Annotated in this window: 13 protein-coding genes; 8 read left to right on the forward strand and 5 right to left on the reverse strand. The window is 55.5% G+C overall.

Annotated features, from left to right (window positions below):
• Positions 1-282 precede the first annotated feature (282 nt).
• Positions 283-756, forward strand: coding sequence for a hypothetical protein (locus tag AB3X98_RS41520; RefSeq protein ID WP_368607087.1), 474 nt, complete (start codon positions 283-285; stop codon positions 754-756).
• A 242-nt stretch (positions 757-998) separates the two neighbouring features.
• Here the strand turns inward: AB3X98_RS41520 and AB3X98_RS41525 are convergent, their stop codons facing one another.
• On the reverse strand, positions 999-1,619 hold the full coding sequence (locus AB3X98_RS41525; RefSeq protein ID WP_368607086.1) for a hypothetical protein: 621 nt from the start codon (positions 1,617-1,619) through the stop codon (positions 999-1,001).
• A gap of 362 nt (positions 1,620-1,981) precedes the next feature.
• On the opposite strand from AB3X98_RS41525, the gene AB3X98_RS41530 reads away from it, so the two are divergent.
• Positions 1,982-2,275 (forward strand): hypothetical protein, encoded by a 294-nt coding sequence (locus tag AB3X98_RS41530; RefSeq protein ID WP_342922187.1) that lies wholly within the window; start codon positions 1,982-1,984, stop codon positions 2,273-2,275.
• Between the two features lie 259 nt (positions 2,276-2,534).
• Here the strand turns inward: AB3X98_RS41530 and AB3X98_RS41535 are convergent, their stop codons facing one another.
• Entirely contained in the window at positions 2,535-3,536 is a 1,002-nt protein-coding gene (locus tag AB3X98_RS41535; protein WP_368610447.1) for a GlxA family transcriptional regulator, read from the reverse strand.
• A gap of 354 nt (positions 3,537-3,890) precedes the next feature.
• Here AB3X98_RS41535 and AB3X98_RS41540 point away from each other — a divergent pair, with 354 nt between their 5' ends.
• Together AB3X98_RS41540 and AB3X98_RS41545 are read left to right on the forward strand one after the other, a co-directional pair.
• Positions 3,891-4,439: a dTDP-4-dehydrorhamnose 3,5-epimerase family protein gene (locus tag AB3X98_RS41540; RefSeq protein ID WP_368607084.1), complete on the forward strand. Its 549-nt coding sequence runs from the start codon at positions 3,891-3,893 to the stop codon at positions 4,437-4,439.
• Between the two features lie 132 nt (positions 4,440-4,571).
• Positions 4,572-4,913: a hypothetical protein gene (locus AB3X98_RS41545; protein WP_342922190.1), complete on the forward strand. Its 342-nt coding sequence runs from the start codon at positions 4,572-4,574 to the stop codon at positions 4,911-4,913.
• Between the two features lie 1,344 nt (positions 4,914-6,257).
• Here AB3X98_RS41545 and AB3X98_RS41550 read toward each other — a convergent pair.
• Together AB3X98_RS41550 and AB3X98_RS41555 are read right to left on the reverse strand one after the other, a co-directional pair.
• Entirely contained in the window at positions 6,258-7,136 is an 879-nt protein-coding gene (locus tag AB3X98_RS41550; protein ID WP_368607083.1) for a helix-turn-helix domain-containing protein, read from the reverse strand.
• A 752-nt stretch (positions 7,137-7,888) separates the two neighbouring features.
• Positions 7,889-8,287, reverse strand: a complete 399-nt coding sequence (locus AB3X98_RS41555) for a hypothetical protein (RefSeq protein ID WP_368607082.1) — start codon at positions 8,285-8,287, stop codon at positions 7,889-7,891.
• Positions 8,288-9,216: 929 nt separating this feature from the next.
• Here AB3X98_RS41555 and AB3X98_RS41560 point away from each other — a divergent pair.
• Together AB3X98_RS41560 and AB3X98_RS41565 are read left to right on the forward strand one after the other, a co-directional pair.
• On the forward strand, positions 9,217-9,387 hold the full coding sequence (locus tag AB3X98_RS41560; protein WP_176733004.1) for a hypothetical protein: 171 nt from the start codon (positions 9,217-9,219) through the stop codon (positions 9,385-9,387).
• Positions 9,388-10,110: 723 nt separating this feature from the next.
• Positions 10,111-10,860, forward strand: a complete 750-nt coding sequence (locus AB3X98_RS41565) for a helix-turn-helix domain-containing protein (protein WP_342949652.1) — start codon at positions 10,111-10,113, stop codon at positions 10,858-10,860.
• Between the two features lie 153 nt (positions 10,861-11,013).
• Here AB3X98_RS41565 and AB3X98_RS41570 read toward each other — a convergent pair whose 3' ends face one another.
• Positions 11,014-12,018 (reverse strand): GlxA family transcriptional regulator, encoded by a 1,005-nt coding sequence (locus AB3X98_RS41570; protein ID WP_368607081.1) that lies wholly within the window; start codon positions 12,016-12,018, stop codon positions 11,014-11,016.
• Positions 12,019-12,489: 471 nt separating this feature from the next.
• Between AB3X98_RS41570 and AB3X98_RS41575 the strand changes: the two genes are divergently transcribed.
• Together AB3X98_RS41575 and AB3X98_RS41580 are read left to right on the forward strand one after the other, a co-directional pair.
• Complete coding sequence (locus AB3X98_RS41575; RefSeq protein WP_368607080.1) at positions 12,490-13,656, forward strand: porin; 1,167 nt, start codon at positions 12,490-12,492, stop codon at positions 13,654-13,656.
• Positions 13,657-13,934: 278 nt separating this feature from the next.
• Positions 13,935-14,231, forward strand: coding sequence for a hypothetical protein (locus tag AB3X98_RS41580; RefSeq protein ID WP_368607079.1), 297 nt, complete (start codon positions 13,935-13,937; stop codon positions 14,229-14,231).
• Positions 14,232-14,658: the final 427 nt, after the last annotated feature.

Consider the following 14,658-nt stretch of genomic DNA (forward strand, 5'->3'; position numbering starts at 1 on the left):
CTACACGATCACGCAACGACAACTATGAAGGAGCAACGTCAAATATGACCTGATACCCAACGACAACTACCCCGTTGACCGGCCAAGATAGTTGTCGCTGACCGGCCATGCTGCTTGACGCTCTCTAGCTCAACGACGAGGATGCCGAAGTCGACTCGCAACGGATGGCTGGGACTGTGTTTGTCTATGTGCTGACGCTCTGGGTCGATGAACTGATCTTCCTGCATGCCGCGTTTCCGCGTTGGGTGGAAGTGGAACTATCTTCCGACTGGCATCCGGCTTTTGAGTACGCTGTTGCTGGGCTCGGACGGTGCGATCGGGCTGCTGGTCTCCGCCTTGCTGGTCGATTTCTTTCATTACTTCCCGAACGACCCCGTGCGGGCAATCGCGGGCGCGATCTTCAGTTCGGCCGGCCCGTACGCGGTCCATCGCCTCGCCCTGGAACGCTATGGCCTGAAGGCGTCGCTGACGAATCTCACGCCAAGGCGCCTTATAGTGCTCGCGTTTGCTGTCGCACTCACGAACTCGACGCTGCATCATCTCTGGTTCGCAATGACGGGCAGTACGCAGGACATCCTGCAGAGTTTCTTCACGATGTTTGTGGGCGATCTGCTGGGCGCGCTGATTCTCGTCTATATCGTGAAGGGCACGCTTGCCCTGCTGCCCAGGCATCCCAGCCAGTCCTCACGCATGACCGACGGCATGTTCAGGATCCGGCTAGCCCTTGATCTCGCCTACAACAACCGCCTGGCTTGACGGCAGATATGGGGCGCACGGCCCGTCCGGGCTCGAACAGGGCCGTTGAAGGCTCTCACACTTGCGGGATTGAGGGCGTGAGTCGGGGCAGGCCGCCCAGCATTGAGTGCGCCTAGCGGTCGTCGCGAATCGCGACACTGCAGCCTGGGTGCAACACCACGTCGAGACGCACGATGGCGACAATCGTACATAGCGCCACGAGACGGGCTGCGATTGCGCCTCATCGCAACCCCTTCGTCACGCTAGCGTGGAGCCTGATTGTTATATGCATTCGTTAGTGCAACGTGAATGCTGAACATCCCGTTCGTGAGGCGGGAATCGCCTGGCCGTTTCGGGAGCAAAGCCAGCAATCCCTTCATCGCATACAGCATGATTAGCGTGCCGGCGAGGTCGCCCACAAACATGCTGAACAGGCTTTCGGAGAAATGCTCCGTCGCACCGGTCAACGCAAACCAGAGGTGATGTAACAGCGGATTCGCGACCGAATACGCGACGGCGAGCACAAGAAGCCGGGTCGGCGTGAGATTCGTCAACGATGCGCGCAAGCCGTAATACTCTCTCGCGAACCTGTAGACCAGATACGGAGCCGCTGACCCAAGTATCGCGCCAGCGATCGCTCTCACAGGGTCATGCGGGAACCAGTAAAGAAAATCCGTTAACAGACCAGCAAGCAGCAAGCCAAGGAAACCGTCGGCACCAACCAGTAGCGTGCTCAAAAGCCGTATGCCGGAAGGAAGGAATATCCAGTTGATGCCCCGTACAAACGACGTATGCGCAAACACCTCCTGATTGATCCAGAGTGACGCCACAAACGCTATCAGGGTTGCCGCGATCGACCAGAAATGTATACGTAAGCTCAACATTACGATGAACTCCCTTTCCCTTCGGACTATGACTGGCCAATCATAGCGCCCGCGTGTGGTTCTGCGAAATGCATCTCCAACAGTCTATGCGCAAACTGAAGGTTAGTGCCCGGGTCGCTATGCTGACCGCTGCGAATCTCGCGACGCGTGAAGTCATCGCAACCAGAGACAACATCAGGGGAGTTGCGCGAGAGGAGGGGCATCATCGCGGATGGCATGGTTATCATCATGCCGGTGATTACGCAGTCCGCAGGGTTCTATCATGATGGTATTCGCGGCCACAGCATGCTGCGTGTCGTTGGCGGAAACAGGTACGCCGCGTGCTGTCATGCATGCGTAATGGCTTCGAATCTGGGGCACAAATGGAAATCGATACCACAGGATGGTTCCCATTGGACGACTATGCGCCGGCCCGTGAGGGCTGGTACGAAGTCAGGCTCACGACCGGAGATACGGCATTCTCCCGCTTTATCGACGGACATTGGACGGAGCAACCCGTGGTTCCGTTCACGCACTGGCGTGGTCTGAGTGCGGATCCGGGGGACTCGGCCGACAGCGAGCACATGGACGCGCAGGCTGCCGCCGCACAGGGCGTACGAGCGGTGTGGAACGCGTTTTTCCCCGTAGTGGGGGATACGCATCCACTCAAGAAATAGCTGCTGTCACTTGCCCATGCAGCAGAGCCGTCATTTGGGCGAAATCGATTGCATGGCGCACGAACAGCCTGAATTTCCAGAGAATGATCCGATCTGGGCAGAAGCAGGGTGCTCGAAGCAAGCATCCGCGCGAGGAGACGCGCGCAGGGAAAGAAGAATCCTCAAGATCTTCCTCTATGGTGCGACGAACTGATCTTACCCCCGGGGGGGTGAAGGGGAACCTTGAGCGTCATTCGTTGTAGACGCACTTCTACTCGCATTACGAATTGCGTCGTTCACGTTGCCGAAACTCAGAAGGTGTCAGGGAGAATCGCCGCCGGAAGATCTTTGCGAGACGATCCCCGTTTGTCCAGCCGCAACTTTTCGCGATTCTGTCGATTGAGAAATCGGTCTCTGCCAGCATGCGCGAGGTCAGATCAAGTCGTGCCTGCAGCAGGTACTCGGAAGGCGTGACGCCTATCTCCTGCTTGAAGCATCGAAGGAAATTGCGCTCGCTCATAGCCGAGATGTTGACCGCGTCGCTTACAGATATCGGCCGATTGCAGTTCTCCTTAAGCCAGCGAGCGGATGCACGGACCTTCTCAATTGCAGTGTCAGCTCGCGCGTCAGCTATTAGAGGGGTAAGCGTTGCAAAACCATTTCCAGAGAGCTTGCGTGAGATGTCTCTCACTGCTTCCGGACCGAGATCCCATCCGATAAGCGCAAGAGCCGTCTTGGTCGGTTCATAGCGATTTCCCCGGCTGGTCGGAATTTTTGTGGGAGACGCATCAGAATCGAGTTGAAGCAGACCGCTGTGGTACGAGTCGGGACGGAGCTGCATCATGTCGATCAGATCCGCCGCCTTTCCAATTCCGGAAACGATTTTCGTTGCCGGAATGGTGACCCGAAGCCATTGTCGAACACGCTCGTCGCGCGTCACTTCGGTCAAGTCGCTGCCGTCCGCGATAAATAGTGCATCAAAGCCCCCACTTTTCGTCGTGTCGCATTCCTGTGTCCACACGTTGACAGAGGACGAGCACTCAATATCGCCACCCTGTGCGGAATATAGCTTGACGTCATAGAGTAATCCGCCATTGCATTGTTGCTTCGCGATTTCATTGGCGAGCTGAAAGATCTCAGGAACGACTCCGATCGAGAGTAGGGAAAAGCCTCTGTAGAGCAGCACGCCGATGCTTCTCGTGGCTCCGGATTTCGGCCCTCTCGCGCCAGAAACGACATTTCCCCTCTCAGCACCCCCGGCACCGATGTCGCCCATCTTCATCCCTCTACTGTTATCAGGTGCTTGAAATTGATATAACCTGTGACGATGACTTAATTTTCATCGCGATGCATCATACATGGGCTATTAAATTCGACGGATGCTTGGCCGATCAGACCAATATATTGGCGGTTTAAACCACATGCATTGCAACGGGTGCTATCTCGCTGGAATATCTACTGTCTGCACAACAGTGTGCCATGCGATGTGCATGACGAAACTGCATAGCTTTGGCGGAAACGGATAACGTATTGGCTGGTATGAGTCACGTGCCTCGGTGGATTTCATGGCATAGTCAGAGAAGAATCGGAAAAGTTGGAATCGTAGAAGACCATCAGGAACACACAGAGAAAAAGGATGTCCTTTCGCCTTGGGAATACTTGCCTTCGTGACGTTAAAGTATTCGAGCCCCAGATTGAAGCCCGATCAACAGGCGCGTTCTTTAGAAGCTTTGATCAGGACTGGTTCAATGCGAACGTCTCCTACGGGTATCTTTTCACTCATGATGAGCAGGCTGTTTGCCCCCATAATGCGTTGATCGGACTGACCTACCAGGTTCAAAATCCGCGCGGCGTTGTTTTGAGAGTGCTCTCCGGCGAAATATACGCCGTGGCTCTCGATCTGCGTCGTACGTCAGTTGCTTTTGGGCGATGGACGGGCGAGTCCCTGTCAGCATCAAACTGTCGCCAGCTCTGGATACCGCCAGGATTCGCGCATGGGTACATCGTTCGATCAGACGTCGCGGAGGTGCTTTCAAAGGCATCCTCGGCGCGTCTGGCTGATTCGGAGCGCACGATTTGCTGGGATGATGCAGATCTCAACATCGATTGGCGTATTGCGGGATTGCCTGTCACAGACAGGAGGCAGCGCAATTGTGTTGACTTTAATGTTGCGGAGTACTTTTAGCACAATGAGTCCGCAGCGCGTGACGACCGATCGGTACAAAGGCGTGTTTAAGATGCCAATTCCTGGACGGTGCGTTCCCGTTGGAAAGCGATCGTTAAGCGATCACTCATCCATGACTACAAGCTCTACGATATGAGCCATTCAATCGATATCGCGAAAATAGCCAACCATGACTCGCGATCGGGTGCAGGCGCGTGTCCTGAAGCCGCACGCGACGCGCAGTTCGATAAATTCAGCGCTGTAGAGGTCTCTTGCGCGGCACTCTTTGAGCGTTGGTGTACGGAGCGTAATGTGATTCCACTTGCGTATCTGATGCACGTATGGCCGATCGCTAGGCCAACAGACCTGGAGATTCGACAGGTCGGCGACTCGATGGCGGAACTCTTGCGCGGACACGCAAACGTTCTCGACGTCGAGGACAAGATGCTGATTAATATTACACTCTTGTCGGTTCAAGCTGTGTTAGATATTTAACGTCGGTCAGGTATTAGAGGCACGCATGGCAGGAGGCTTTGACTAGGCGCTATCACGCGTCTCTGGGCGGCATACCATACCAAATCTCGGACCCGATTGAAGCGTGTACGTAAGAAATGATGTTTGATCAACCCCTTTCCCCGAAAGTTGCTCGATACCGGGGAGACCGAACGCAATGGAAACTTCCGGCAAAAACTCTTCCTTCAGCTTCCGTATTCCCGAAAATGAATTCGACGGTTCAGTCTATGTGGCTCACTATTCGAGAGATCTCTACGTCTTGCTCTCTCGCATGGACTCGGAAGCGATGGTAGTCGCCTTCGAGATACCGAGAGTCAAACTGGCGAGGAGTCGTCGGTTGTCAAGTGAAGCACTTGTGAGAACCGCGATCGGACAGGGAATTAGGGATGGGGTGTTTGAGTCGGCCGGTAGCTCATGGCGGGAGTTCGACCTGGACTCGCCAACATGGACTGGTGATCTCCTGGCAAGCGACGTTCCATAGCCGTCACGGCACTTCTAGACGAACGCGCCGTGCTGCACGGAATCACATCATTTGACTGCTCGAAGCACGCATCGCGTAGCACGGACCGCTGCTCAGCGCATGCAAGGGAGCGAGAGACGCTCCTACGGAGAGCGGCTTGTTCACGTGGACGTCCGCTCCGCATTCCAGACCTGAGTTAATTACACCGCACGCGGTCTGAGCCGAAGTGAGCAAGACGATAGGCCCGACGAATTCGCGTCGGGCGAGATATCGCAGTGTTTCATATCGTTTGCGGTCCGGTTCACTCCAATCAAGCAGGAAGAGGTCAATTGAAACGTCTTCAAGCAAGCGCCGCAGCCCTTCATCACTCCTCGTCCCGAAACATAGGTGCCCAACGGAAGAAAGTATTTGAAGGGTATGGTCAAGTTCGCCAATATCTGGCTCGAGGATTGCAATTATCATGGCAGACGTTGATAGTCGGTGCGACTTGTGGATTGTCGAAAGGGGGCATCTTGATGCGGCCCGCTGTACCGGCATAGTGCAGGATTGACCAGTCGCATCGGATCCATGGCGCCCAGGCAGCTTTCACCCGCAAGCACACGGAAACGCTCCGTCAGGCGCCCCCAATGGGACTCACAAAACGAGGGTGCCGATTTCAACCACAACGCATAAGATAAGCGAAAATCCTCGAAACCGGTACGTCAATCTCTACCTGATTTCCGCCACTCTCCTGGCATTCGCGAGTGTCTTCATTTCCGCAAACGACGGGGGAATCTCCCGTTTCGCGTTGCACGGCACAGACCGGCGCCGAACCGGCATTTATGCTGGCGGGCCCCATCTGCCGCAGTATTCCGGCAAAAGGGATGCTACCCAACCGTATGACCGCGTCTGGTCCGATACTCCGTCGGTGTCGTGGAGAGATGTTTGCGGAACAGTTTCGCGAGCCGTCCGCCAGTGCCAAGCCCGCATCGTCGCGCAATCTTGTCGACGGGTAGGTCGGTTTCGACCAGCAAGCGACAACTCATATTGATCCGCATATGGAGCAGGTAGTCCGAGGGAGTGATGCCCATTTCGATCTTGAAGCGACGCAAAAAATTGCGCTCGCTCATTGCGGCGACCTGTGCCGCGTCTTCTATCGTCACCTGGCGATCACCATTGGCTTCCAACCAATGTACGGATGCCTGGATGCGCAGGCTCACCCGGCCTGAGACATTCGTGCGGATCGCCGCGGTAGGACCGGTCCGCGGGTAACGCGGCATGAGCTGGCTTGCCACCTCGCGTGCAAGATCGCTTCCGAGGTCCAGTTCGATCAGCAAGAGTGCCTCTCGCAGGGGGGCAGCGTTCGTGTCCGCGAACTCGTTTTCGATAAGACAGTCCCGAGCGTTTGTTTGGATCACGCAATCTAACGCGCTGCCAGCCCACTGGATTCCTGCCGCTTCCAGCAGCGCTCTGCCTTCCCCGATCGGAACGACAGCCTCGCAGCGCGAGCATTCAAGGCGCAGCCAACGTAACACGCGCTCATCGCGCAGCACGTGACGCAGCGCAACTCCGCCGGCAATGAACAGCGCGTGAAATTTTCCGGCATGATGCCGATCCTCAACTCTGTCCGTCCAGACAGACACGGAGGCTGAACTTTCGACACGCCCGCCGGTAATGGATAGCAGGGAAACATCGTATTCGGCATGTCCATTGCCGGCATAGTTCGCGTGTGCCAGCGCATTGGCTGACTGAAACAACTCAAGCACGGACGCCAGTCCGGAAAGCGAAAAGCCGCTACAGAGGAATGCTCCAATCTTCCTGGCTGTGCCCGGTTCGGGCGAGGCACAAAACTCCACGACGCGACTTCGTTGACCGCCACCTCCGCACTCCATCAGTACCCCGCTTTTCAATGGTCGTATTGGCTTACGTTGAGTCGAATACCCAAGCCAATGGAAAAAGAAGAAGAATCACCACACGTTCGTGAAGTGTCTGGCGGCATTCGCCGCATGCTGAACGCACTGCGCAGATTCAGAAATTATTTATGTATCTATTTTGAACTGAGATCGGATCATAAGCAATAAATATGCTATTCGCCACTATTGCTCGATATCTTTCGGGAAATGTGGCCCACCCAACAGTCAAGGTGTTGAAATACCTTATTGCGAGTGAAGCGCGAAAAGTATCCAGAATCGCAAATATCGCGGCACTCATTCCGGCCGCATGCGAGTCCGCTCGCTGTGGTCATCTGTTACCGGCACGACCACTTACACTTGCCGATGCGGTGGCAAGGCAGTTACAGGCTCTCTGGCATAGCGCTGAAAGCCACCTGTATGAGCTCATCAAGGGAAGTGTCCACCCGGGGGCGAAGCCACGCACACGCTCGGCACGTCCGTGAGCGCATGACGGGCTTCGGGCAAACTACGGAAGATCAGCAACGCTGGCTGGGCAAACGGGAACGGCCTTACATCATCGTTGAGGGGCGGGTGTCTCTGCGGGAGCGCGTTCCTACCATCGGCGCTCACATGACGTGAGTGCCTGCGGCGAAAACCGATGGGAAGCTGTCGTTGCTCAAGGTGTGCAGGCACGTGAGTGAGTCCACGCCGCGTACAGGTTTTTCGAGCACCAGGCTTGCACCACACTGCATGCCGGAGTTGATCACGGAATCAGGAGTATGCGGTGCAACGCACAACACGACGGGTACACCGGGCGCGCACTGCGAGAGGTGGGTAAGCGTCTCGTAGCGCACACCGTCGGGATCCGTCCAGTCGATAAGAAACAGATCGACCGACACATCGTCAAGCACCCGCCGCACGCCGTCATCGCTCCTCACTCCGAAACACAAATGCCCGGAGGCAGAAAGCATTTCGAGGGTTCTGTCTAACTCTTCGACATCGGATTCAAGGATTGCGATTTTCATAGGTCATTGGCACCCACAGGTGAAACGTAAGGCGGTGTTTCATCAACCGCCACACGGACCCGCTTGATGATGCCCTTCCGGAAGGACCGCGCGCAATTGAATACCAGGGAGTCTACGCGATCTCGACCGTAAAAAGTGTCAGAATTAATAATTCCTGGGAATTGTCCTGGGGCACTCCCGAAAACCCTAAATTTTTATCTTCGGATGCCGATAGCACACCGATGCCCGTTTGTCGTAACAAGCAGGGTTCGCTATTTCTCATAATCTGGGAATGTCCTGCACCGAGCATCGCGGACAATCGAGCACGCGGGAACCTATTGCCCCTGCACCGATATTCCATGGGGCGCTCCTCTCCGTATTGAAGAAGACTCATCTCAGGTTTGCCGCGTTGTTGGAGAGGGGCGGTTTATCTGATGTCGCATCGGGATCCTTACGAATGTGGGCTGCCGGCTGCTGCTTCGCCGATTGTTCAATCTCGCGCGGCGTCAGCCGCTCGCCTCGAGTTGGGCGCGTTGACAGAGGCCGTCATTCGGTGGCATTGCAAGGCAAAGTGCGGCCGGATTGGATCGGGTAGCACAGAAAGGACCGCATGCGCTGCGGCTTGCTCCGCAACTGCCGTTCGCGCCCGAGCATGGGTTGTGGACTGATTTCGTTCCGATTACACGCGCTCGAAGCATTAACGAGCACTTGCTCCACGCCGGAACACTCCGGACTTTTCGCCTTCGCTGCCCGGATAACTGCGAAAACCTTCCGTGGCGCTCCTGCGCAGCGTTGGATTCGAATGCTGACGTCCGCTGCAGGAAGCTTTGACACAGCCTTCTCGCGGCGCTCTTGCCGCAGCATGTCCAGCCTCACTGCCATTTCGTCCGCGGCGCCACCACACGTGCTGCTCGCCGTGCAGCGCCACGAACGCCTCTTCCAGGCGCTGCATGCTGCCTTGGCTCGCGCCGGGCAACCCCGGCGCACTGCGCGATGCCGGCACTGAGTTTCGTGTGCCAGCGGCGGGCCGTATCGCAGGCCATGGCTACCTCGCGCTCAAGCCGCAGTTGCTTGATGTCGCGCAAACCGACTTGAGCCAACGATACAAGTGCACCGCGTAGTCGATGATTCGTCTCTGGGGACACGTGGCCGTGATAGCGCGCCCTATCTTTCTTATTCTCGCCAGCCCCGGACAATGTGATAAAGCCACGATCGCTGGCCGCACATTAATTTGGAAATATGCTAATAGCATATCGCGGGCTGCCCGGCTAAAAGGATAGCAGCATTGCATAAAATGCAGAAAGCATGTGTGTGACGATCGAAATTAAATGGAAGGGCATCAGTTAGCATTCGACAGGTAAAAAATACTGAAAATCTCCTCAAGGCCTACGCGAAGTAATCGCTAACACACTGTATTTAAATGCTTTTGCGTGATCTCGAAAACTTTGGCTTTCTTGTCGATTAGTTCTAGTCCGACAAGACGTGTAACTATTTCGCCACCGATGGCGGGAAATGACTGTAAGTTAGGTACGATAGTGCCTTCGAGGAATTCGGCTAAATGAAAGCCGAAAATAGGTCTAATATCGGGGTGTGCGATGGTGAATTTCGTTAGTCACAGTATTGCTCGCGGTGGCCACTCAGGCGAAGTTCCAGTTCCGGGGTTGAGAAAGAGGATAATTTTTCTTCTCTTCTCAGGATTCCGCCTCTCCGAGGTTGCGACGGTCCTTGAGGTATTCCATGCAGCCAATCGCAACTCCTTATCCCACGATGCGAGGAGCGTCCATCCGCTCTACGACGTTCATCTAACGTCCCTCGAGGGCGGCCGACTCGAGAGCTCATCGGCGGTGTCTGTCTGGACCGAAAGTCTCGAACAAACGGATGAGGGTGATCCAATTGATGCCCTGTTCATCGCCGGACCCGGAAACAGTGCGCTGTCCGGCAACGAGACGACGTTGGAACGCATCCGGATTGTCAGCAGCCAGGCCGCCAACCTGATCCCCATGTCAGACTCGAAGGTGCTGCTGACAATCGCCGGGGTTTCAGCTCAGTCGGGCCAGTGGGCCGCCGGCAGAAACGCCGACGACGGTATCGCGCGCAGGCCCGCTCACGCCTATATCGAGCCATTCAACGGGCCAGTCCAGCGTGCGCTACAACTCATCAGGCAAGACCTTGGGGCGACTATTCCGAGGGCGATTACCGATATCACGGTGCCCGGTCGTCAAGAAATCGGATTGATGTCAGCAGCGCGTGAGCGCGCGTCAAACAGTGCGAGCGAACGCATACTCGAGTCTGCCCGATGGATCGAAGAAAACGGCGAAAGATCAGTCTCGATTGCAGAGGTCGCGCAAATCGCAGCGATGAGCGAGCGCAACTTTCTGCGCCGGTTCAAGATCGAAATCGGCATAACCCCTTCCGAGTACCTCATGTACTCCAGATTGGAGCTCTGCTGCCAGCTGCTGGTCGAAACCGACTTGCCGGTTGAAAAGATTGCCCGCCGCTGCGGATTGAGTGGTGGTGGCTCTCTCTCAAAGCTTTTCCGAAAGCACTTTTCACTGACGCCAACTGAATACCGAGAGAAAAAGAAACTGGCGTGACGCAGCGACTCGCTTTGCGGGCGGTGTTGGTATGCGTCGCTTTTTTTGACGGTTCGCTGCAGCTTGTTGAATTTCCGGCTCGTCTCCGAGACCGATGCGCGCCGGGAGTCCGGTGAGGATTTTCGCACAGGAAAAGGTGCGGTCGATCGTCGTTCAACCTCCTGATCGCTTCCGGTCATGCTCCATATCCGAATGCTCCACACGGTACTCGGTTGGCGTGAGTTGAAGATGTTCGCGAAAGAGTTTCGATAGTCTGCCCCCGCCGTTTATCCCGCTGCGTCGCGCAATCTTTTCGACCGGAAGACGGGTCTGCGCAAGAAGCCGACATGCCATGTCGAGGCGGACTTTCAGTAGATACTCCGAAGGCTTCATTCCCACCTCCTGCTTAAACCGCCGCAGGAAATTACGACTGCTCATAGCGGCGATTTGCGCTACCTCGTCCAGCGAGATATCCCGATTGCCATTCGCACAGATCCAATGTGCTGCATCCTGAATCGGTTGACTGAGTGTCGCTGCGATGCCGCGTCGGATGTCATCCGTCAAACCCGGGCTGAACTGTGGATCTATGGACTTCGCAATTTGCGTGGCAATAACATCGCCGTGTTCGCCTTTGATGACCGCGACCGCAGCCGAAATCGCACCGTCGGCGGAAATCACCTGAGTCTGGCGATTCTTGCAGGGATGACTGTTCAGGCTTGCAAGCGCGATATCGTGTGTCAATCTTCCCATCTGTGCGAGGGCAACGCTGCTCTCGCCAATCGCGACGAGCAGATCGCAGTTCTCCTGCACGCGATGCAACCACCTCGAAAATTGATTGTCTCGCAGTAAGTCGCGGATTCCACTACCACCGGAAAGCATAATCGCGCGGAACGAGTCCGCGGCAACGAGGCTCTCAACGCTATCCGTCCAGACACATACCGAAGACGAACTGGTTATCCTGCCGCCCGCCGAAGAGAGGAGTCGTACGTCGTACCGGACAGCGTGTGTCTCATGCCTCATCATGGCCGCGTTCAAGGCACGGAAAGCTTCGACAATGATAGCCATATCGGCCAGTGCAAATCGATCGCATAAGACAAGACCGATTTGCCTTTGCTCCCCACCTTGGTATTTGCCCGGCTGCAACGTCCCGGAATTCCCGATCAAAGGCCCCATCTTCATCCCATTTTATTGAAAATCTTTATGACCGATCCGACCTTCGGCGTCACGACCGGATCATCCTACTTAGCGAAAATTATCGAAACGCGACTGTGGCGAGATCAGTCGCAGTTTTGTCTGTTTTCGACAATTCAATCGCTATCGTCCCGTGGTCTAACATACCGACCGATAGCTTCGACTATAACTGCGCAAGTCGAACGTGCAAGTGGCTGTAGCGATGCGGTCGCTGAGCGATATCCGACGTTTCAATCAGGAGAATGGCGGAATTGAAGAACGTTTTGGCGATGTGGGGGAAGTATTCCCGATGATATAGTCGCGCAGCATACAGAGACCATAAACTGGCCGGCTGTCCGACCTTTTCCTCTTCATAGACTGGATCGAGCCGGGAACGTATCGGAAGAGACCTTCTGCCAAACCCAAAGTCAGTCCAGGTGGACGGATTTTTATAGAGTCGTACATTCATAGGGTTGCAAGATGAAATACAAGATCGCTGCCGCAGCAGTTCTATCTGCTACTTTGACGACGGCAGCCCAGGCGCAAAGTAGCGTCACCCTGTATGGCCTAATCGACGCCGGCTTCACATATGTACGGGGCGGCGCCAATACGTGGCAGGTGAAGAGTGGAACGGTCAATGGCAGTCGCTGGGGGTTGCGTGGTTCGGAGGACCTTGGCGGTGGCCTGAAGGCAATCTTCACTCTGGAGAACGGCTTTAGTATCGCGAATGGTACTGCCGGGCAATCCGGGCGCATGTTCGGAAGACAAGCGTTTGTCGGTCTCGCGAGTGATCAGTATGGGGCAGTGACGATTGGCCGGCAGTACGATAGCGTGGTTGACTACCTCGCGCCTCTCTCAATCACAGGTAGCCAATACGGCGGCACGATCGCCGCGCATCCATTCGATAACGACAATCTGAACAACTCAGTCAGATTCAATAATACGGTCAAATACACCAGCCTCAACTACGCAGGATTCAAATTTGGCGCTACCTATTCATTCTCGAACAGCACGCAGTTCGCGAACAATCGGGCCTATAGCTTTGGCGCGTCCTACGCGTGGAGTGGCCTTACCGTAGCCGCCGGCTACCTCCAGTTGAACAACGACATTACCTCGACCGTGTTCGGGAATAGCGGGCCGAGTTCCAGCGCAAGCGGCGCACAGACCGGTGAGTGGACCTTCCTTGCTGGTCGGCAACGTACCTTCGGTGGTGGGTTGAGCTACGCATTTGGTCCAGTTGTCGCCGGCTTGGTCTATACGCAAACCAACCTGTCAGATGCGCTTGGCGGCGGAATCTCCTCGGGCCAATCCGGTGCGTCCGGCGGCATAGCTTTCCGCGCTAATAGTGCGCGCTTCCAGAATTTTGAAGGTAACGTGCGTTACGCGTTGTCGCCGGCTATTAGCTTCGCCGGGGCGTACACCTATACGCGTACTGACCTTGGCGGTGGCGTGAATCCGATCTACAACACCGTATCAGCACAGGCAGACTATGCGCTGTCCAAACGCACCGATGTTTATCTGCAAGGAAACCTCCAGCACGTCAGCCGGAATTCCGGCCACGTGTCGGCATATCTGAACGGGCTGAGCGCGGACTCGAACACACAGAAGCAAGGCACGGTCACGATCGGCATGCGCCATCGGTTCTAGACCTCGCAGTTTCTTCGAAAGATCAAGGCGCCTCCCGGCGCCTTTTTTTGTGTCACTCTGCTTCTCACCTGTCCGTCCTCTTTTGTTCGCCCTGAGTGATTTGCTACCGGAAATGGGAAGTCGCGTCTTTGGATGAAAAGATAACGTAGTATCGCGAACCAAATTTCGATGAATAGAATATATGCTGATATCGCAGATCAAGATTTACAGATGCGCATCGGACGGCCAATTCATTGGCGGGTTCAGACAGGGTTATTGCGCCATTCGAGAAAGAAGTTATGATGCGACGCAACGACGATGATTCACCCACGGATAATTTTGATCCGAAAGATGAGCTGTCGGATCGATTAAGATTGACGCACGCAAAGTGCGCACTTGCCGGTCTCAGTGTTCAAGGAATTTCTCACCTCGTCTCGAAGGTGTGCGGATTTATTGTGATCGGACCAGCACCTTCGAGCCGCGTGGCGGCGCGTGTTGTCGATAGCTCGCTTCAAATTGCATTTGGTGGTGCGAATAAGTGCAAGGCACCCAGGAAAGGCTTAACCGGTCTGGGAAGCGCACCGATGCGTCAGTGATCGACAGGGGATCCATATGAGTACGCGGGTGAGCAGCGTGGCGGCTATCAAAGACTCCGCACTGATGTCTGTATCAGGCGGCGATGGAAGCAATGCGATGCGAGCGACCACAACCGACATCTTTTTGAATTATCGAAATCGTCCAGCGAGAAAGGCACAGCGGGAGGCACGAATTGAAGGACTGATGCGGGTATCCGCTAGAAATCTCGAATTGGCCTGTGGAAATCGAGTGTCAACAGCGGAAGCGGCACAGCGCGCGGCCATGAGTGAGCGGACCTTCCTGAGGCGTTTCAAGCAAACATTAGCAGGCTGTTGAAATACACTTCGCTGATACGCGGCCCATCGTTCCAACGAGCCGCCGCGCGAGGTTGGTCCATGTCGATTTGATGCCGGATGTCCTTAACTCAGGTGGAACCAATGTCATCTT

This window comes from Paraburkholderia sp. BR14312 (assembly GCF_040948675.1).
GTDB lineage: Bacteria > Pseudomonadota > Gammaproteobacteria > Burkholderiales > Burkholderiaceae > Paraburkholderia > Paraburkholderia nodosa_A.

Bases quoted from the DNA above. Each gene is read 5' to 3' on its own strand.
- AB3X98_RS41545 (WP_342922190.1), top strand. From the start codon at position 4,572: ATGAGCCATTCAATCGATATCGCGAAAATAGCCAACCATGACTCGCGA.
- AB3X98_RS41530 (WP_342922187.1), top strand. From the start codon at position 1,982: ATGGAAATCGATACCACAGGATGGTTCCCATTGGACGACTATGCGCCG.
- AB3X98_RS41525 (WP_368607086.1), bottom strand. From the start codon at position 1,619: ATGTTGAGCTTACGTATACATTTCTGGTCGATCGCGGCAACCCTGATA.
- AB3X98_RS41535 (WP_368610447.1), bottom strand. From the start codon at position 3,536: ATGAAGATGGGCGACATCGGTGCCGGGGGTGCTGAGAGGGGAAATGTC.
- AB3X98_RS41580 (WP_368607079.1), top strand. From the start codon at position 13,935: ATGATGCGACGCAACGACGATGATTCACCCACGGATAATTTTGATCCG.
- AB3X98_RS41560 (WP_176733004.1), top strand. From the start codon at position 9,217: ATGCTGCCTTGGCTCGCGCCGGGCAACCCCGGCGCACTGCGCGATGCC.
- AB3X98_RS41570 (WP_368607081.1), bottom strand. From the start codon at position 12,018: ATGAAGATGGGGCCTTTGATCGGGAATTCCGGGACGTTGCAGCCGGGC.
- AB3X98_RS41555 (WP_368607082.1), bottom strand. From the start codon at position 8,287: ATGAAAATCGCAATCCTTGAATCCGATGTCGAAGAGTTAGACAGAACC.
- AB3X98_RS41575 (WP_368607080.1), top strand. From the start codon at position 12,490: ATGAAATACAAGATCGCTGCCGCAGCAGTTCTATCTGCTACTTTGACG.
- AB3X98_RS41540 (WP_368607084.1), top strand. From the start codon at position 3,891: ATGTCCTTTCGCCTTGGGAATACTTGCCTTCGTGACGTTAAAGTATTC.